The sequence below is a fragment of the Peribacillus sp. NPDC097264 genome (assembly GCF_050277925.1).
Classification (GTDB): domain Bacteria; phylum Bacillota; class Bacilli; order Bacillales; family DSM-1321; genus Peribacillus.
The window spans coordinates 95,229-112,963 of record NZ_JBNNSR010000001.1; the positions used below are offsets into that span (position 1 = coordinate 95,229).

Genomic DNA, 17,735 nt, shown 5'->3' on the forward strand with positions numbered 1-17,735 from the left:
GGGTTTTAGTACTTGCTATATTTCTGCATGAACCGATCCATTCTTTTAATGGCTTCCTGAAGCTGTTCCATGGAAGAAGCATAAGAACAACGGATATGCCCCTCACCACTTTCCCCGAAAACATCTCCCGGTACCACGGCCACAAGTTCTTCAGTCAGCAGTTTTTCTGCGAACTCCATGGAAGTCATGCCCGTTTTCTCAATGGATGGGAAGGCATAAAAAGCTCCGCCTGGATTATGGCAGTCCAGACCGATTTCGTTAAATGACTTTACGATATAGTTGCGTCTTCCTCTGTAGCTGCGGCGCATATCTTCCACATCTTGCATTCCATTCTTCAAAGCTTCCAATGCTGCAAACTGTGCCATGGTCGGAGCGCACATCATCGCGTATTGATGGACTTTGAGCATCGCTGCGGAAATTTCCGGAGGCGCACATACAAATCCAAGACGCCATCCAGTCATCGCAAACGCTTTAGAGAACCCGTTGATGACGATCGTACGCTCAAGCATGCCGTCGATGGCGGCAAATGACGTATATTTCTCATCATATGCAAGCTCCGCATAAATCTCATCGGAAAGGACTAATAAATCATGCTTTTTGATGATTTCAGCAAGTGCTGCCAACTCCGATTTCTCTAACTGAGTTCCAGTCGGGTTATTCGGCGAACAAATCAAGATTGCCTTCGTCCTTGGTGTGATGACCGCTTCGAGTTGCTCCGGCATTAACTTAAAGTCATGCTCCCTGGAAGTTTGGACAGTGACCGGCACCCCTCCTGCCATCGTTACCAACGGTGCATAGGCAACGAAACAAGGTTCGACGACGATGACTTCCTCACCAGGATTCAAGATTGTCCTAAGGGCAATGTCGAGGGCCTGACTTGCACCCACCGTAACAATGATTTGATTCTCGGGATCATACGAAACCTCAAACTGCTTTTTCATATATCCACTGATTTCCTGCCTCAATTCCATCAAGCCGGCATTAGCTGTATAAGAGGTGTATCCTTCTTCCAATGAGTTGATTGCCGCTTCCCGGACTGCCCAGGATGTAACGAAGTCCGGTTCTCCCACTCCAAGTGAAACGACTCCTTCTAGATTGGCAGCCAAGTCGAAAAATCGACGGATACCCGATGGTTTTAGCTCTGAAACCGTTTTTGACACGAAACTCGTTTTAATCATGGTGATACCACTATCCTTCTGTCTTCTTCTGTTTGTTCAAAAATTGTCCCATCATGCTTATATTTCTTCATAATAAAGTGAGTTGTCGTGGAAATGACAGAATCGAGCGTCGAAAGTTTTTCCGATACAAACCTTGCCACTTCATTCATTGAACGACCTTCCACGATGACGGAAAGGTCATACGCACCGGACATCAAATAAACGGACTCCACTTCTTTGAATCGATATATACGTTTGGCGACTTCATCGAAACCAACTCCGCGTTTTGGGGTTACTTTAACATCGATCATGGCTGTCACACCGTGATATTCATCTACTTTTGCCCAGTTAATCACGGTCAAGTAACGTACAATCACACGCATATCTTCCAATTTCTTCAACGTTGCTTCAATGTCCGCTTCAGATAACTCGGTCATTTTAGCCAAATCCTTCTGATCGATCCGGCTGTTATTTTCAATGATTCTTAAGACTTCCAATTCCCCTTCATTCAAATGCATTGGAAAACCTCCCTATTAGAATTCATAAATGTAGACATGATGGTTTGGCTGGCAGAAAGCCCGATCAATTTCCTTTTAAAGCCTTGTTTAAAGGCATGTATGACACGATTAAATTAATAAGTTCTATTCTGTCAGGATAAACTTACACTATTATACCAAAGTTCACGTAATATCTGTTATAGTAATTGTATTTTTTAATGGGGATAATTTCTGGTATTGTTATGTAACAGGATAAAGAGGAAATTATTTAAAACTAAGGAAGATAAGCAACAGCAGTAGCTTCTTATTTTGCTTAGGAATGGTAGAGGAGAACACGAATATGGAAAGTTACGTAAAGAAAGACATTGAGCAGATTGGGGATATCGATATGTATTATGAACACATTCATGTTCATGACTCTTTCCCCACCCTGGTATTAATCCATGGGTTTTTATCATCAAGCTTTAGCTTCCGGAAACTGATACCCCATTTAACGAAAGACTATAATGTCATCTCGATAGACTTACCTCCATTCGGTCAAAGTGGGAAAACTAATCGCTATACATACTCTTTCCGGAACATCGCAGGTTCCGTCGTACAGCTTTTGGAAGAAAAGAACATCAAGAAGTTCAGCATCATTGCGCATTCCATGGGTGGACAGGTTTCCTTGCAACTCATCAAAGCTTATCCTGGCCTGGTCGAGCGCGCCGTCCTTCTTGCCGGATCCGGGTACGAGCCAAGCTTCCCGAGAAAGATGAAGATGCTCAGCTACTTCCCTTTCTTTTCATTTGGGGTAAAGGGATATCTCCAAAGGTCCGGCATCGAAAAGAATCTAAGGAATGTCGTCCATAATCAGACGATGATCGACGATGAAATGCGCCAGGGCTATCTCGATCCTTTCATGAAGAAGCATGATATATTTCGTGCCTTAGGAAGGATGTTACGTGATAAGGAAAGCGATTTATCATCCGAACAACTTCATTCAATCGATACGCCCTGCCTGCTTGTTTGGGGGCGGTATGATCGAGTGGTTCCGATCGACATTGGAAGAAGACTACATGAAGACCTCCCCAATTCCAAGCTCATTGTCATGGAAAACACGGGCCATTTACTTCCTGAGGAGAAACCCGAAGAAGTGTATCAGTTAATCAAGGAGTTTTTAGACGAATAGACGAAACCATATAAAGAGGGATGACCCGAATTCGGAGTCATCCCTTTTCTTTAAATCGAGCAGCTGGCATCATTTTTGATGATCAGCAGTTTTTGTGCAACCTGTAGACACCGTTCCAACTGGACGGGTTCATCAAATGCAAATTCGTAGATGGACTTGATTTTTTCCGCCAGTTCCTGAAGGTCATCTATATCGCGTAAGGCCACGACCGTGTCGGCAATCTCCGGTTCATATAGTTCCCCGCCAATCCCATACGGATCCCATTCTTGCAAAGTAGCCACAAACGCTATATTCATTTGTTGTGTATCCATTATAATCACCTGCTCCATAATTTCGGAAAGAACATGTTATCATAGTATCATAACAAGTATCTTTTCGTTAAGACGTTAACAGGGCATGATAAAAAATGATTTGGCGGTGAATATATTGAACAGATCTATTTTTGATGAACACATCAGTAGGGAACATACCGGTTCTGTAAAGTGGGACAAAATGGCCCTTACATCATTATATGGCAGGGAAGACATCCTGCCTATGTGGGTGGCCGATATGGATTTCCCTTCTCCTGAACCTATTCAAAAAGCATTAATCGAACGAGCGAATCATCCGGTCTTCGGATATACCGTCCCTTCAGAGTCGGTGTACGGCGAGATTCAAAAATGGGTGAAAGACCGGCATCAATGGTCCATCACAAAAGACATGATCACATTCAGTTCTGGCGTCGTTTCAGCCATCGGTTCCACCATTCAGGCCTTTACGGAACCTGGGGATAAGATTCTGGTGCAATCTCCTGTCTATACCCCTTTCTTCGACATGATTAAAAACAATGGACGGGAAGTCGTCAATAGTCCCCTTCTCTTGGAAGCTAACAGATTTGCAATCGACTTTGAAGATCTTGAGGAAAAGTTGAAGACCGGCGTTAAGCTATTCCTCCTTTGCAGTCCCCATAATCCTGGCGGTCGCATTTGGACAAAGGAGGAGTTATTGCGCATCGGGGAACTTTGCTTGGCCCATCATGTCACCATTGTCAGCGATGAAATCCATGCAGACCTCTTTCACTCAACAGCCATGCATCATCCTATCGCTTCATTGGCGGACAAGTTAGCCGAAATCACGGTCACGTTAATGGCACCAAGCAAAACGTTCAATATCGCTGGGCTACAGGCCTCGTTCTTGATTACCAGCAATAAAGAGCTCCAGGTCAAACTGCAGAATGCCCAAACAAGACAGGCCTTTCACGGTTTGAATATTTTTGCCTTAACGGCCATGGAAGCCGCCTACCGGGATGGGCTTAGTTGGCTCACCGATTTGATTGAGTATATTGAAGAAAATGTTAAAGTGGCCGAGGCGTTCATTTCTGCTGAAATTCCTTCCCTTCGCGTCATGCATCCTGATGCCTCTTACCTCCTATGGATTGACTGTCGCGAACTCGGTCTTTCCGATAAGGAAATACAAGAACGACTGATCCATAAAGGAAAAATCGCCTTAGAGCCTGGAACAAAATATGGTGCAGGCGGAGAAGGATTTGTCCGGATGAATATCGGCTGTTCACTCAGCCTGCTGCAAGATGGATTAACTCGTCTCAAACTGGCTTTTTCATAAAACAGACAAAGAACCAGGCGAATTGCCTGGTTCTTTGCTTTTGGCTATTGGTTTTCTTCCTCGACATACGGATCTTTTTCATAACGCGGCAAATCTCCAAAGGGAGTCTGAGTATCCTCTTCTATTAAATCATCTTCTATTTCCTGGTATTGGACGTTATGATAAACCGTTAAGTTTTCCCCATATAGATCCACACCGGCTATATTCTCATAGTTCTCGACGAATCCTACATTTTCAGACGAATCGATATACGTATCCTCATAATCACTTGGTGGATAGGCAAAGTCGGAAGGCGTCTCCGATGTACCATATCTAGCTACGTCTTGCCAGCTATCTTCCGCATCATATCCGACAGAGCTCGTCCCATCGCAATCATATGTGGCGAAGCTTGGACCAAGCACCTCCTCTTCGACCGGACGATTATGGGAAGTCTCTTGAGATGGGCTATGCTCCACACAAAAAGTCGTGGTCGGAACAATATTCAGCCTTTCAAGCGGAATCTCCTTCGAACAAACCTCACATTTTCCATAATTCCCTTCATCAATGGCCTTAAGCGCTCGATCGATATCCCTGATTTCATCACGATAATGCTCCCCAAGTGCCAAATCTTTTTCACGTTCGAATAATTCCGTTCCTTGATCCGCCGGATGGTTATCATACACGGATAGTTCCCCTGTCCAATTTCGTACGTTCTTTCTTAAGCCAAGTGCGTAAGATTCCTCTAATTGCTCTCCCAACCGGTGCTTCGTTTGCTGAAGTTGCTGTTGGAAGCTATTTAGTTGCTGATTGGATAGCATATGCAACACCCTTTCATAATCAACCTTTCCCTAGTATTTCTCTCTTTGGCGCATTCCATAAAGGTATTTTTTCCCTCGAGAATAAATTGAACAATCCTGCAAAAACTAACTAATGATACCAAATCTTAAAGGAGGCTATCTCATTGTATTTTTATAAAGAGGATCTAATTAATATGATCGTACCGGACAAACCCGATCCCAATGCTGCAAAAGTTCTTCAAGAAGCGCTCGGTGGCCAATTCGGAGAAATGCGTACATTGATGCAGTTTTCGTTTCAAAGCGCCAACTTCCGCGGCAAGGAAAAAAAATATCGGGATTTAATCCGAGGGGTGTTCCTTGAGGAACTGAGCCATGTGGAGCTTGTTCAGACCACAATCAATCAGTTACTTAATGAAGCAGGTGGGAACCTGCCGGGAAATTCAGGTCCAAATGGTGCCCCGCTTGAGGAAGTGATCCAGTCTGGTGCGAACCCTCATCATTTTATCATCGGTGCCAAAGCTTCCCTTCCCGTAGATGCAGGAGGCAACCCTTGGAATGGGTCATGGGTATACGATCATGGAAACTTAATTGCCAACCTTTTAAACAATGTGATGCTTGAATCGACGGGGGTCCTTCAAAAATCGAGAATTTATGAAATGAGCTCCAATAAAACCTTGCGTGAAACCATTGCGTTCCTCATGGTACGTGACAACGCCCATCAAAATGCGTTTGCAAAGGCTTTAGAAACACTGGGAGTGGATTGGGGTAAAATCTTCCCTGTCCCAAATTATGACCTGAATAAATATCCGGAATGCCGGAAATATGTAGATTTGGGCTACCATAATGCCCAATTCAACTTCAGGCTTGACCAAACCCGGATCGGCGAAGTATTCCAAGGGGAGACACCAAGCCGTAATGGCGGCAATCTTTCTGTCATGGAACCACCTAAAGGATTTCCAGTTCCAGAGATGCCGGACATGCCTAGTGAACATGCTCCAGGTTTGAATGACCTCAATAACTAAACGAAAAAGCGGACACATCGCTGTGTCCGCTTTTGTATGGATTATGGATATTAATTATTGATATATTTTTCGAACACATACCCGAAATCTTTCACATGGTACTTCTTGCGGCTATCCATCAACCAGTCAAACGCAACGGCATTGATATCCTTGAAGCTGGACACCATTTGACTGCCATCTGTACGGACTTGATTCAATGTCGATGAGGCCAAGTTTACGCTTTGTTGCGCAAATTGAAGGGCATAGGCATTCTCATGGCAAATTTCCGAAATTTTAACGAGTGATTTAAATAGATCCTTCAATTCCTCGATGAATTTCTTATGCACGTCAATCGAGAAGGTTTTAGCACCGATCGAGAATTTAATCTCAGCATCTAAATCGACGGTACCAGCGGTTTCTAATGTCACATGCGAAAACTCATACTGGCTATAGCTATATCTGGTCAGCATCCGTTTCTTGCTGATGGCACTTGTTCCGTCGAGATGGATGAACGCTTGGTTCGTGAAGCAATATTCATCCGTTTTCGATTTAATCAGGAAATAAATTTTCTCGTCATCTTCATGCATGATGTAATCATCAGCATCGACCTTATCATAATCAGCAGGCTTAATCACACTTCCTATATCACTGAGACCCAGAGCATCTGCTGCCATTTTCTTAAACATATCCATTCCTCCTATTTAAACTAGTTTTTCGAGAATGATTTCATCCCGTATTGGAATGCCATCGGAGCTGTAAAACGGGATTTCCGGTTTTGTCTTTCTTGATTCTTCCACGGCATTCCTCACAATCTCGGAAATGACATACCCACGTTTTTGAAAGAACTTCAAAGCCTGTAAATTATCATTCGTGGTAATGGCTTTAATGGAGTGGCAATTCTTTTCCTTGGCGATATTCTCAATCACATAAAGTAAGGATGAGCCCACGCCCTGATTCTCATGCTCACTGTTCAGGGAAATGATTTCACATTGTTGATTCAGCACTTTATACGTGACCATCCCCATGATTTTCTCATCCCCATCCATTACCGCAAATCCATCGAGTTCCGCATAATGGAACATGCCGATTGAAAAGACGACTTGAGTCGTCTCCCAATGTTCCATGAAGAAGCTCTTGACCGTATCTGTCGCAATCATTCTCTTCGCTATGATTTGCATAACACTTTCCGCCCCCAAAACTCTCTCTCTATAGCTTATAGTATAAAATGCTTATGCCAAAATGGGAACTAGTTTATTTGTTCCATGTTTTCCTGTTTTGCTAAAACAAGGTAGTCAGAAGCACAAAGCCGTTCAAGAAAGGGAATCATCTTGTAGATGCCGGTTTCTTTTCGTCACTTCCTCCTCGAACTTCTTCGTCTTCAATTCTTCTTTCTTCGAGTATCTGATGATGGCCCTCATCGTAAACCCAGCTGCAATCAAAAAGATGACACAGGTAATGCCTGCGGGAATATATTCACTTTTGTCTTCCGGAAAATAAAGAAACATACCTAATAGTGCGGAGTATAGAACGTCCATCTATTTCATCCTTCCTGAAAAATGATCTTTTTCCTCATTATAACAATTATTGAATCAATCCACTAGTCAAGTTCCTCCCTTAGAAATTAAAAAAGCGAGAGGCCCTATGCCCCCCGCTTGACGTACCTTCGTTTATAAAATCGTAATGCCTTTAATGACTACATCCACAGCTGGCTTGTCTCCCGCAACCGTCTCTACATTGGCGATCGTATCGACAACATCCATGCCCTCGATAACTTGGCCGAATACGGAATGTTTGTGGTCTAACCATGGTGTTCCGCCATTTTCCATATAAGCACTGATGATTTCTTCCGGATATCCGGCTTGCTTCATTTGTTCACCCATTCTGCTGTCTACATGCTGTGCCTGAACGATGAAGAATTGGCTTCCGTTCGTTCCTGGACCCGCATTCGCCATGGAAAGGGCTCCGCGCAGATTGAACAGTTCCATGGAGAATTCATCTTCAAAATTCGTGCCCCAGATGCTTTCCCCACCCATTCCTGTACCTGTCGGATCTCCACCTTGTAGCATGAAATCCTTTATGACACGGTGGAAGATGATTCCATCGTAATATCCATTCTCAGCGTGTGTTAAGAAGTTTTCTACTGTTTTAGGAGCATGCTTGGGAAACAGCTTGATTTTAATATCACCAAGCGTCGTCTGCATGATCACCGCTTTTTCATTTTCCGATATTTCGGTTGTTAATTGTGGAAATGTTGTCATGGTTCATTACCTCTTTCGTTTTTAAATAAATGGCTCATATCTCCATTCTTTAACCTTCATTTCTACACTTTACACGACTTCGGAAAAAAATGCATCTTTGATACAGTAAACAAATTCATTGTATAAAATCATCGTACTTATGTATCATGTAGGGAGTGAACAAGAAAGGTGGATGAAGGAATGTCCGAGCATGAATTCAAGGTTGGCGATAAGGTAACCGCCATTTATAAAACAGGGAAATATATCGGGGAAATCACCGATATCCGTCCTTCTGCATATCTTGTAAAAGTATTGGCAGTCATGAAGCACCCTATGCAGGGAGACCTTCATAATCCGAAGCAAACGGAAGTATCCATGTTTCATCAACGACGTGCCCTGGCATTCCGGGAACAAACCAATGTCCCGATGAATATGGTGAGGGTATACGATGGGGACATTCCAGATTATAAGGAATCCTTACGGGTATCTGTTGAGAAGATGGCCCGCACTTTAACCGAAAGCCAAACAGAATGGAACAACAAAAGTTTGGAGCTGCTTGAAGACCTAGCAGCGGATTATTTTAAATAACATATAATAAAAGCCAAATCAATAGAAATTGATTTGGCTTTTATAACGCTAAATGATTCAATACTTTGGATAAATCGATGCGGTCACCGATTGTCGTCGGTTCGTGATTTTTCATATAACTTTTGTCTTTCTCCACCAGTTTAAAGATATTATACGTGGTAATGGCATCATCAAGGGCCCTATGATGCTTACCTGTCCCCTCTTTTCCATAGGCCTGTACGGCTTTCCATAATCCCGTTTGATTTTGATCTCCGAAGAAACGCTTGTATTCCAGGCAAAGATCGCTCTGTTTCCCCGTGAAAGGGAAATTCAGACCTGCTTTTTGACAGTTCTGACGAAGCACCTTCATATCCATGTTACCCCAGGTGACGATGGTCGTTGGATGCTTCTCATCCAATTTTGCTAAAAAGGTAACCAATTCTTCAAATGAAATTCCACGATCCACCTGGTTTTGGGTGATATTCAGGAATTTCTTGCATCGATTCGTCAATTCTGGAAACCTTGACGGATTAACGTAGGAAGAAAACTGTTCTTGGACTGTATCGTTTACGACTGCGATTAAACCGACCTCAATGATTTCCGGGTAGAAACCAACTGGATTTGCCTTTCCTTCGGGCATTGTAAATTCAAAATCAATGAATACATACTGCTGTTGTCCATCCATTTTCCGAACCCTCCTTATTCATGACATCTTTCCACCGACTAAATTTGGTTATTTTTTCCGTAAGAATATTATAACAGAAGATTGAAATAAGTTTTTATTTGATTTTCATTAAGCCAGAGCCATTCACCCAGCCAGTTTTTCTCCATTGCGTTAAGCAACTTCAGAAGAAACCCTTTATCATCTTCCTTAATTGGATTATGATGGATGAAACGAAGCGAAAGGACCACTCTTTTTTACCCACATCTTTTCCATTAAGTTACTAAAAATATATTAGTTAGGAAGTTGAACTATGCGCGCGTACCTTGGCTATATCACGATTTTCTTCTTAGTTCCTGTCTTATCCATCTTCATCTTTCTTTCCTATCAGGAGTGGTCTTTAGCTGAAACTCCCCATCATGTCTTGGATGAACGCATCCCCTTCGATCAGATTGACCTGGCTCAGACCAGTTACATGACGGCCGCAAATGGGAAAGTGATTAGTGAAATTCCCAATGGAGAAAACCGGATCTATTTGAAGCTTGACGATATCCCCGTGTTTCTAGAAGACCTGTTCATTGTCACGGAAGATCAAAAATTTTATGAGCATAGGGGAATTGATATAACCGCGATCAGTAGGGCCTTGCTTGTCAATTCACAGAAGAGTGCAATCAAACAAGGCGGGAGTACCATCACCCAGCAATTGGCCAGGAATGTTTTCCTTACCCATGACAAGACGTATAACCGAAAGCTAAGTGAACTCTTTTACGCCTACCAGCTAGAACGGAAACGGTCCAAGTCCGAAATCATCGAGCTCTATATGAATGCCATTTACTTCAACAACGGGGCTTACGGAATCGAGGCGGCTTCCCAACTCTACTTCAGCCAATCGATCAAGGATCTATCAAAGGCCGAAGTGGCCTTTCTTGCAGCCATTCCTAATAATCCCGAACTCTATAACCCTCTTAAACACTTTGATAACACGAAAAAGCGTCAAGAGCGGATACTAAAACAAATGGTTGTCCAAGGTAAACTGGAGCAGAAGGAATTCGATAAACTCATTAAAAAGGAAATCAGGTTGGACTTGTCCACCAACATCGATTTATACCCTGATTATGTGACATATGTCCATCAAGAGTTGAAAAACCTGGTCGCTTCGGCGGAAGGTCTGACAAAACCATTGAAAAGCTCGGATGAAGTCACACGCAATCAAGCGGAAGCCAAACTGAATGAACAGGTCACAAAGCTTCTGAAATCTGGCGTGACCATTCACACGGCACTCGATATCAATCTACAGACCCAGGCCAAGTCGGCCATGCAATCGAAAATCGGATTCAATGATATCGAAGGTGCATCAGTGGTTATACAGCATCATACGCACCAGCTTGTCTCTTTGATTGGGGGAAAGGATTATAAAAAAAATTCTTTCAACCGGGCATACCAAAGTTACAGGCAACCTGGTTCGACCATAAAGCCTCTTCTGGATTATGCACCTTATATAGAAGAAACGGGAGCGGATATCAATCAGCTTGTTAGCGGGGCAAACTATTGTAGCAACAGCTACTGTCCACAAAATTACAATGGGGCGAGCTACGGCATGGTCACTATAAGGAATGCTTTTGCACAATCCTATAATACGCCGGCCATCAGGCTTTTTGAAAAGACCGGCATAGAAAAGAGCTTCAGCTATCTTAATGCCTTTCAATTCAAAAAGGTGTCCATCCAAGATCACCACATCAGTTCGGCCATCGGCGGTTTTGAATACGGGATGAGCCCTCTTGAAATGACCAATGCCTTTACCTCATTCAATGATGGCCGCTACCAGCCTGCACGGGCAATCACGAAGGTCACAGACCAAGAAGGAAACGTTCTTTATAAATGGAAAAATCAATCGAAAAAGGTGTGGAATAAAGACACCGTCAGCAAAATGCGGCAGCTTCTTCACGAAGTCACCACAAATGGGACGGCACGCTCAGCCTATTTCCCGTCTGAATATATCGGGGGAAAAACAGGCACAACCAATGATGCCAAAGACATTTGGTTCGTCGGCCTGACAGGAAACTATACAACCGGCGTCTGGGTTGGGAAAGATAAGCCAGCCAACCTGCAAGCCGTCTATTCGCGACAGCCCCAGATAGAGATATGGAAGGCAATCAGCCAAGCCGCTGAATGGTAAAAGCAAGTCATGATAAGACGACGGAGGGATTATGATGCTAGGAATCGCAATTGAAAAATCACAGGATCATTTAATCATTAAATGGCAACTATCCACAATAGAAATACCCATTTCCGAAATCATAAAGGTGACTCAAGATGATACATATGCGGGTGAAGATAAACGTGCGATTAGAATTGGCACGCCATATGCTACAACGGATCGTATCGTGCTTCATACTGTATCTGAAACGTATATCTTGTTCACAACGAATGCCACTTCCATACAAAACAAGATCAACGCACTGATATAAGGAACCAAGTACACGATGAAAAGAGCTGCCGGATGTTCCCGGCAGCTCTTTTCTCCGTATATGGATGAGTATTCGCTATATCGGTAGGCTGGCAATCACGCTGTTATACAACTTCAATCCTGAATAAGCGACGATGGCGACTAACGCGGTCCATACGAAGATGGGAAAGAAGATGAGCCCGACCAGCCCAGATACATTCACACTGGAGCTTAACTTAAACACAAAGTAAATCAGGGCCACGACATTCGTGATAAGGAAGATGGAAATGAGCCCCGGGAGGAATTGGACGCTGAACAATGAACAAGCTCCGCCGATCACATAAATGACCGACCCCATCCTGATGCTCGTCAATGCTTTCCCATCCGAATCTTTGGAAAAGAATAGAAGGGAAAGCTCAATGACCGTGTCCGAGATTAACTTCAGCGCTGCAAACACCATGAACATGACCAACAACAACACAATCATCAAGGCAAGCTTAATTCCTGTCTCGGAAAAGAACTCCAGCATCCCTTGATAGATTCCTAAATTCCCGAATAAGATAAGCACCTGCATTTCCCCATAAATCGCAAAGGACAGACTAAACAGTAGTATCGCAATGATCGGGAAATAACTAAGTAAATACGTGTTTTTCATTTTTTCTCCATCCATGTATCTTTTATCCTATTATTATGCAAGATATAAAAGGATTTCACAATGGATTTTTACATATATTCCCCTCTTTGCACCCCTCTGAAAATATTTTTTGAGCCGTTTCACGCTCCTTTTCTACCTATATATAAAACTCGATATCAATCAGTATTCCTCGCTCCTTATGTCATGCAAACCCTCAAAAATTGGGTTATACTTTTAGGAATGACACGTAACACATATAAAAAAAACACATTCAACGAAGATACTTTACCGTCTAGGATTGTGTAAAAAAATGCATAATAAGGCGATGACTTCGTTTATAAGGGGGGAGTTTATGTCTTTGCTTCATTGGGCGGTATTATCACCATTTCTTTTGGCCATCTTAATACCGTTTTTATACAAGTATTTACGTCGAATACATACTGGCTGGTTTGTACTGATTTTACCCGTTCTTCTATTTAGCTATTTTTCCCGGTTCATTTCTTCAACCAAACAAGGGGAGACCATAACTGAACGGGCTACTTGGATTCCTTCACTAGGAATACATATTGACTTTTATGTAGACGGACTAGGTCTTTTGTTCGCTCTGCTCATAACGGGGATTGGTTCACTCGTTATTTTGTATTCCATCTTTTATCTATCAAAAGAAAAAGAAAAACTGAACCAGTTTTATGTCTTTCTCTTACTATTCATGGGCGCCATGCTTGGTGTGGTCCTTTCCGACAATTTAATCGTTCTCTATTCATTTTGGGAATTTACAAGTTTGTCATCCTTTTTACTCATTGGGTATTGGAACGAAAGGGAACGCTCACGTTATGGAGCTCAAAAATCCCTGCTGATCACCGTCTTTGGCGGATTAAGCATGCTTGGGGGAATCGTGCTCCTTTCCATCATGGGAAACACCTACAGCATAAGGGAACTGATAGCTCAAAGCAGCGAACTGTTGGATCATCCGCTTTTCATCCCTGCTCTTCTACTCATTTTACTGGGTGCCTTCACTAAATCGGCACAGTTCCCATTTCACATCTGGCTACCTGATGCCATGGAAGCACCGACACCAGTCAGTGCCTATCTCCATTCCGCGACAATGGTCAAGGCTGGCATTTATCTGGTTGCCCGTCTAAGCCCGGTGTTTGCGGAATCCGGTGTCTGGTTCTGGCTCGTTTCGATTGCCGGGTTGGTCACCTTATTCTGGGGTTCATTCTCAGCTGTGAAACAAACGGACTTAAAGGGGATTCTTGCCTTTTCCACCGTCAGTCAGCTTGGTTTGATCATGTCTCTATTGGGAATCGGAGCCGCTGCCCTTCACTATGACACGCTGGGAGACAATATATACCTGGCCGCAACAGTGGCCGCCGTCTTCCACTTGATTAACCATGCAACCTTCAAAGGAAGTCTATTCATGGTGGCAGGTATTATTGACCACGAAACTGGTACAAGGGACATCCGCAAGCTTGGTGGCTTGATGCAGCTGATGCCCATCACCTTTACGGTGGCCATCATCGGTGCCTTTTCCATGGCCGGGCTTCCTCCGTTCAATGGGTTCTTAAGTAAGGAAATGTTCCTGGCTGCCATGGTGAATGTATTGGAACTGGATATATTCAATATGGAGACATGGGGCGTGTTATTCCCGGTAGTGGCTTGGGTTGCTAGTGTTTTCACTTTCATTTACAGCATGATTGTCGTTCTTAAGCCTTTTACAGGGAAACTTCGACATTTGGATAAGAAACCGCATGAAGCACCGATTGGCATGTTGATTTCACCGATTATCCTTGCGTCTTTGGTCCTTGTATTCGGGATTTTCCCTAATCTACTATCTTCGTCAATCATCGAGCCGGCTGTGGCGAGTATACAGCCAAGCTTGGCAGACCCGGATTATCATGTTCATATCGCATTCTGGCATGGTTTCCAGCCGGAAGTATGGATGACGATCGGAATCATTGTGGTAGGGATCATTTTATACAAAACGTTATCCAAATGGAACGGCATCTATCGGATAGTGCCAGACCGTTTTTCATTGAACTCCCTTTATGATCATGGATTAAAGGGGATGGAACGCTCGGCATCTACCATCATGAAGTTTCTCATGACAGGGTCGATTCGAAACTATCTGCTCTCGATTTTCCTTTTCTTCATCCTTTCCTTAGGCTTTTCCCTTTACTGGAAAGATGCCTTTGTACTCGATACAGGAAACTTTGCTCCATTCGGCGTCTATGAAGTCGTTTTGGCGGCTATCATCGTGATTGGATCGATTGCCATTCTATTTGCGAAATCCCGTTTAACATCGATCATCCTCTTAGGGGCGGTCGGCTATACCATTTCCCTATTTTTCGTCTTGCTTAGAGCACCGGATTTGGCATTGACGCAACTTGTCATTGAAACCATCTCCGTCGCGCTTTTCCTGCTCTGTTTCTTCCATTTACCATTACTTGCAAGCAGGAAGGAAGAGCGGATGACATTCAGGTTGAATAATGCCTTGATTTCAATTGGCGTTGGCGTGATCGTCACATTGATTGCTTTATCAGCGCATAGCAATAAGCTATTTGCTTCCATTTCAAGTTATTACCTTGAAAATGCGTATAAGGAAGCAGGAGGAAAAAACGTGGTCAATGTCATTCTCGTTGACTTCCGCGGACTTGATACGATGTTTGAAATAAGTGTTCTTTCCATCGCAGCACTCGGGATCTTCGCGATGATTAAATTGCGACTGACTGGGAGGAAAGATAAATCATGAAACAAAATGACTTGATTCTTCAAACGGTGACAAAGGTTGCGGCCTTTGTTATCCTACTTTTTTCCGTTTCCATCTTTTTAGGCGGCCACTACTCACCGGGGGGCGGGTTTGTCGGCGGATTGATGACATCAGCGGCGATTGTCCTTCTTTTACTCGCCTATGACATTAAAACCGTCGCGGAGATCTTGCCGATTGACTATAAACTGATGATAGGTGCAGGTTTATTCATCTCTGCCCTGACTGTAGCCGGTTCGCTCCTGTTCGGGGTTCCGCTCATGACTCATGTGTACCGTTATATCGATTTTCCCATCCTTGGTCACATCTCGCTTCATACAGCGGTACTTTTTGATTTAGGCGTTTACCTCGTGGTTGTTGGTGTAACGATGACCATTATTCAAACGATAGGGGAGAGTGAATAATGGAACTTTTAATGGCCATTGTCATAGGAATTCTATTTATGTGTGCAACCTACTTGATGCTATCCAAGAGCATTTTGCGGATCATCATCGGTACAGGGTTGCTTAGTCATGGGGCCCATCTTTTGATTTTAACGATGGGTGGTTTAAAAGGAGGTTCCGTCCCATTGCTTGGGGATGTGGCGACGTCTTATGTTGACCCGCTTCCACAAGCTCTCATCTTAACGGCGATCGTCATCAGCTTCGGTGTCACTTCCTTTTTATTAGTACTTGCCTACCGGACCTACCAGGAACTGGGGACGGACGATATGGAAGAAATGAGAGGTACCGACACAAATGATTAATCTACCATTCTTGCCTGTTTTATTACCGCTTTTTACAGGCATCATCCTTATTTTCTTTTCAAAAAAAATCAAGCTTCAACGAGGGATTTCTTTCATTTCATCCCTCATCGGAATCGGGATTGCTATCTATTTGGTCCTTTCCGTTCATAATGAAGGGATCTTGACACTGGGAGTCGGCAGCTGGGATGCGCCTTTCGGTATTGTGATTGTCGCTGACATGCTTGCCTCCTTACTCGTTCTGACCACGAATATCATTGGATTGGCGATACTGGTTTACTCGTTTTACTCCATAGGGAAAGAACGTGAGGCCCATTATTACTATCCTGTCTTTCAATTTTTACTGATTGGCGTAAATGGGGCATTCCTTACCGGTGACCTGTTCAACCTATTCGTCTTTTTTGAAGTCATGCTGATGGCCTCCTACGTACTCCTTGTCTTGGGAGGAACGAAAATTCAGCTGAGGGAATCATTGAAGTACATCACCGTCAATGTTCTTTCTTCCTCCTTTTTCGTCATCATGGTCGCTTATCTGTATTCGGTGCTCGGCACGTTGAATATGGCACACCTGAGTCAGCGGATAGCAGAGGCAGGACAACCTGCCATCCTATCGGTCATCGCGATCGGCTTCTTGATCGTCTTTGGCTTGAAGGGAGCCATTTTTCCGCTATTCCAGTGGCTTCCGGGTTCTTACTATGCACCGCCTATCCCCGTGATGGCCTTATTTGGAGCCTTGCTTACCAAAGTCGGGGTCTATTCCATTTTCAGGACCTATACACTCATGTTTCATCATGACCAAGATTTCACCCATATGTTTCTCCAAGTCCTGGCGATTTTAACCATCATCATGGGAGTCATCGGTGCAATCGCCTATTGGGATGTTAAAAAAATCATCATTTATAATATCATCATTGCCGTCGGCGTCATCATCTTCGGAATTTCGTTGATGAATGAACCAGCCTTATCCGGATCGATCTTATACATCATTCATGACATGTTAATCAAAGCCGCACTGTTTTTATTGGTGGGCATCATGATTAAGATCAGTGGCTCTGATGATTTACGGAATATGGGCGGATTGATCAAGCAATATCCTGGCCTTGCCTGGACCTTCTTCATCGCAGCCTTATCACTGGCCGGAATCCCTCCATTCAGCGGATTTGCCGGCAAGCTGATGATCCTTCAAGGGGCAGCCGACAAAGGAGCCTATATTGGCTTGGCGATGGTCTTGCTATCAAGTTTGATGGTCCTATATTCTGTGATGAAAATTTTCATACACGGTTTTTGGGGAACCCCGAAAGTCGCGTATACCCTAGGTAAGGCAACGGTCAACACAATGCTTGTCCCTGCGGTCCTGCTTGTCGCCATTTCCGTCTTATACGGAGTGGGAACAGAAGCGGTTTACCCCTATATTTTACAAGCCGTTGACACATTAATGAATCCCGATATTTATATCGATGCGGTTTTAAAGGAGTAA

Annotated in this window: 20 protein-coding genes; 10 read left to right on the top strand and 10 right to left on the bottom strand. The window is 43.6% G+C overall.

Annotation, left to right across the window (positions count from 1 at the left end; all coding sequences use genetic code 11):
* Positions 1-5: 5 nt before the first annotated feature.
* Both ACQKL0_RS00460 and ACQKL0_RS00465 read right to left on the bottom strand, forming a co-directional pair.
* Positions 6-1,178: an aminotransferase gene (locus ACQKL0_RS00460; protein WP_402954273.1), complete on the bottom strand. Its 1,173-nt coding sequence runs from the start codon at positions 1,176-1,178 to the stop codon at positions 6-8.
* A complete protein-coding gene (locus tag ACQKL0_RS00465) occupies positions 1,175-1,675 on the bottom strand; it encodes an Lrp/AsnC family transcriptional regulator (protein WP_402871106.1) in 501 nt (166 codons plus the stop codon). The genes ACQKL0_RS00460 and ACQKL0_RS00465 overlap by 4 nt, the downstream gene beginning before the upstream one ends.
* Before the next feature lie 319 nt (positions 1,676-1,994).
* Between ACQKL0_RS00465 and ACQKL0_RS00470 the strand changes: the two genes are divergently transcribed.
* Positions 1,995-2,825 (top strand): alpha/beta fold hydrolase, encoded by an 831-nt coding sequence (locus ACQKL0_RS00470; RefSeq protein ID WP_403125143.1) that lies wholly within the window; start codon positions 1,995-1,997, stop codon positions 2,823-2,825.
* A gap of 50 nt (positions 2,826-2,875) precedes the next feature.
* Here ACQKL0_RS00470 and ACQKL0_RS00475 read toward each other — a convergent pair whose 3' ends face one another.
* Positions 2,876-3,136, bottom strand: a complete 261-nt coding sequence (locus ACQKL0_RS00475; protein WP_402954276.1) for a DUF1871 family protein — start codon at positions 3,134-3,136, stop codon at positions 2,876-2,878.
* An 85-nt stretch (positions 3,137-3,221) separates the two neighbouring features.
* Between ACQKL0_RS00475 and ACQKL0_RS00480 the strand changes: the two genes are divergently transcribed.
* Positions 3,222-4,427, top strand: coding sequence for a MalY/PatB family protein (locus ACQKL0_RS00480; RefSeq protein ID WP_403125146.1), 1,206 nt, complete (start codon positions 3,222-3,224; stop codon positions 4,425-4,427).
* A 44-nt stretch (positions 4,428-4,471) separates the two neighbouring features.
* On the opposite strand, the gene ACQKL0_RS00485 is transcribed toward ACQKL0_RS00480, so the two are convergent.
* Complete coding sequence (locus ACQKL0_RS00485; RefSeq protein WP_402989960.1) at positions 4,472-5,224, bottom strand: TraR/DksA C4-type zinc finger protein; 753 nt, start codon at positions 5,222-5,224, stop codon at positions 4,472-4,474.
* Between the two features lie 143 nt (positions 5,225-5,367).
* On the opposite strand from ACQKL0_RS00485, the gene ACQKL0_RS00490 reads away from it, so the two are divergent.
* Complete coding sequence (locus ACQKL0_RS00490) at positions 5,368-6,225, top strand: manganese catalase family protein (protein WP_402989963.1); 858 nt, start codon at positions 5,368-5,370, stop codon at positions 6,223-6,225.
* A gap of 50 nt (positions 6,226-6,275) precedes the next feature.
* On the opposite strand, the gene ACQKL0_RS00495 is transcribed toward ACQKL0_RS00490, so the two are convergent.
* The 4 genes from ACQKL0_RS00495 to ACQKL0_RS00510 form a co-directional block, all read right to left on the bottom strand.
* Positions 6,276-6,890, bottom strand: coding sequence for a PH domain-containing protein (locus tag ACQKL0_RS00495; protein ID WP_402989964.1), 615 nt, complete (start codon positions 6,888-6,890; stop codon positions 6,276-6,278).
* 15 nt (positions 6,891-6,905) lie between these two features.
* Entirely contained in the window at positions 6,906-7,382 is a 477-nt protein-coding gene (locus tag ACQKL0_RS00500) for a GNAT family N-acetyltransferase (RefSeq protein ID WP_402989966.1), read from the bottom strand.
* A 132-nt stretch (positions 7,383-7,514) separates the two neighbouring features.
* Entirely contained in the window at positions 7,515-7,739 is a 225-nt protein-coding gene (locus tag ACQKL0_RS00505; RefSeq protein ID WP_402871085.1) for a hypothetical protein, read from the bottom strand.
* 132 nt (positions 7,740-7,871) lie between these two features.
* Entirely contained in the window at positions 7,872-8,462 is a 591-nt protein-coding gene (locus ACQKL0_RS00510; protein ID WP_402871083.1) for a peptidylprolyl isomerase, read from the bottom strand.
* Positions 8,463-8,642: 180 nt separating this feature from the next.
* Between ACQKL0_RS00510 and ACQKL0_RS00515 the strand changes: the two genes are divergently transcribed.
* Positions 8,643-9,029 carry a kinase-associated lipoprotein B gene (locus ACQKL0_RS00515; protein ID WP_402871080.1) on the top strand — a complete coding sequence of 129 codons (387 nt, stop codon included), beginning with the start codon at positions 8,643-8,645 and terminating at the stop codon, positions 9,027-9,029.
* A 40-nt stretch (positions 9,030-9,069) separates the two neighbouring features.
* Here the strand turns inward: ACQKL0_RS00515 and kapD are convergent, their stop codons facing one another.
* Positions 9,070-9,693 (bottom strand): 3'-5' exonuclease KapD, encoded by a 624-nt coding sequence (gene kapD, locus ACQKL0_RS00520; protein ID WP_402954291.1) that lies wholly within the window; start codon positions 9,691-9,693, stop codon positions 9,070-9,072.
* A gap of 289 nt (positions 9,694-9,982) precedes the next feature.
* Here kapD and ACQKL0_RS00525 point away from each other — a divergent pair, with 289 nt between their 5' ends.
* Complete coding sequence (locus ACQKL0_RS00525; RefSeq protein ID WP_403125149.1) at positions 9,983-11,845, top strand: transglycosylase domain-containing protein; 1,863 nt, start codon at positions 9,983-9,985, stop codon at positions 11,843-11,845.
* Positions 11,846-11,879: 34 nt separating this feature from the next.
* A complete protein-coding gene (locus ACQKL0_RS00530; protein WP_403125152.1) occupies positions 11,880-12,137 on the top strand; it encodes a hypothetical protein in 258 nt (85 codons plus the stop codon).
* Between the two features lie 75 nt (positions 12,138-12,212).
* On the opposite strand, the gene ACQKL0_RS00535 is transcribed toward ACQKL0_RS00530, so the two are convergent.
* Positions 12,213-12,785, bottom strand: a complete 573-nt coding sequence (locus ACQKL0_RS00535) for a DUF5366 family protein (RefSeq protein ID WP_402871073.1) — start codon at positions 12,783-12,785, stop codon at positions 12,213-12,215.
* A gap of 316 nt (positions 12,786-13,101) precedes the next feature.
* Here ACQKL0_RS00535 and ACQKL0_RS00540 point away from each other — a divergent pair, with 316 nt between their 5' ends.
* The 4 genes from ACQKL0_RS00540 to ACQKL0_RS00555 are packed head-to-tail and all read left to right on the top strand — an operon-like array spanning position 13,102 to position 17,735.
* A complete protein-coding gene (locus tag ACQKL0_RS00540; RefSeq protein WP_427650450.1) occupies positions 13,102-15,501 on the top strand; it encodes a Na+/H+ antiporter subunit A in 2,400 nt (799 codons plus the stop codon).
* A complete protein-coding gene (locus ACQKL0_RS00545) occupies positions 15,498-15,920 on the top strand; it encodes a Na(+)/H(+) antiporter subunit B (protein WP_402871069.1) in 423 nt (140 codons plus the stop codon). The genes ACQKL0_RS00540 and ACQKL0_RS00545 overlap by 4 nt, the downstream gene beginning before the upstream one ends.
* Positions 15,920-16,261 carry a Na(+)/H(+) antiporter subunit C gene (locus tag ACQKL0_RS00550; protein ID WP_402871066.1) on the top strand — a complete coding sequence of 114 codons (342 nt, stop codon included), beginning with the start codon at positions 15,920-15,922 and terminating at the stop codon, positions 16,259-16,261. Before ACQKL0_RS00545 ends, ACQKL0_RS00550 begins: the two co-directional genes overlap by 1 nt.
* Positions 16,254-17,735: a Na+/H+ antiporter subunit D gene (locus ACQKL0_RS00555; RefSeq protein WP_403125163.1), complete on the top strand. Its 1,482-nt coding sequence runs from the start codon at positions 16,254-16,256 to the stop codon at positions 17,733-17,735. The genes ACQKL0_RS00550 and ACQKL0_RS00555 overlap by 8 nt, the downstream gene beginning before the upstream one ends.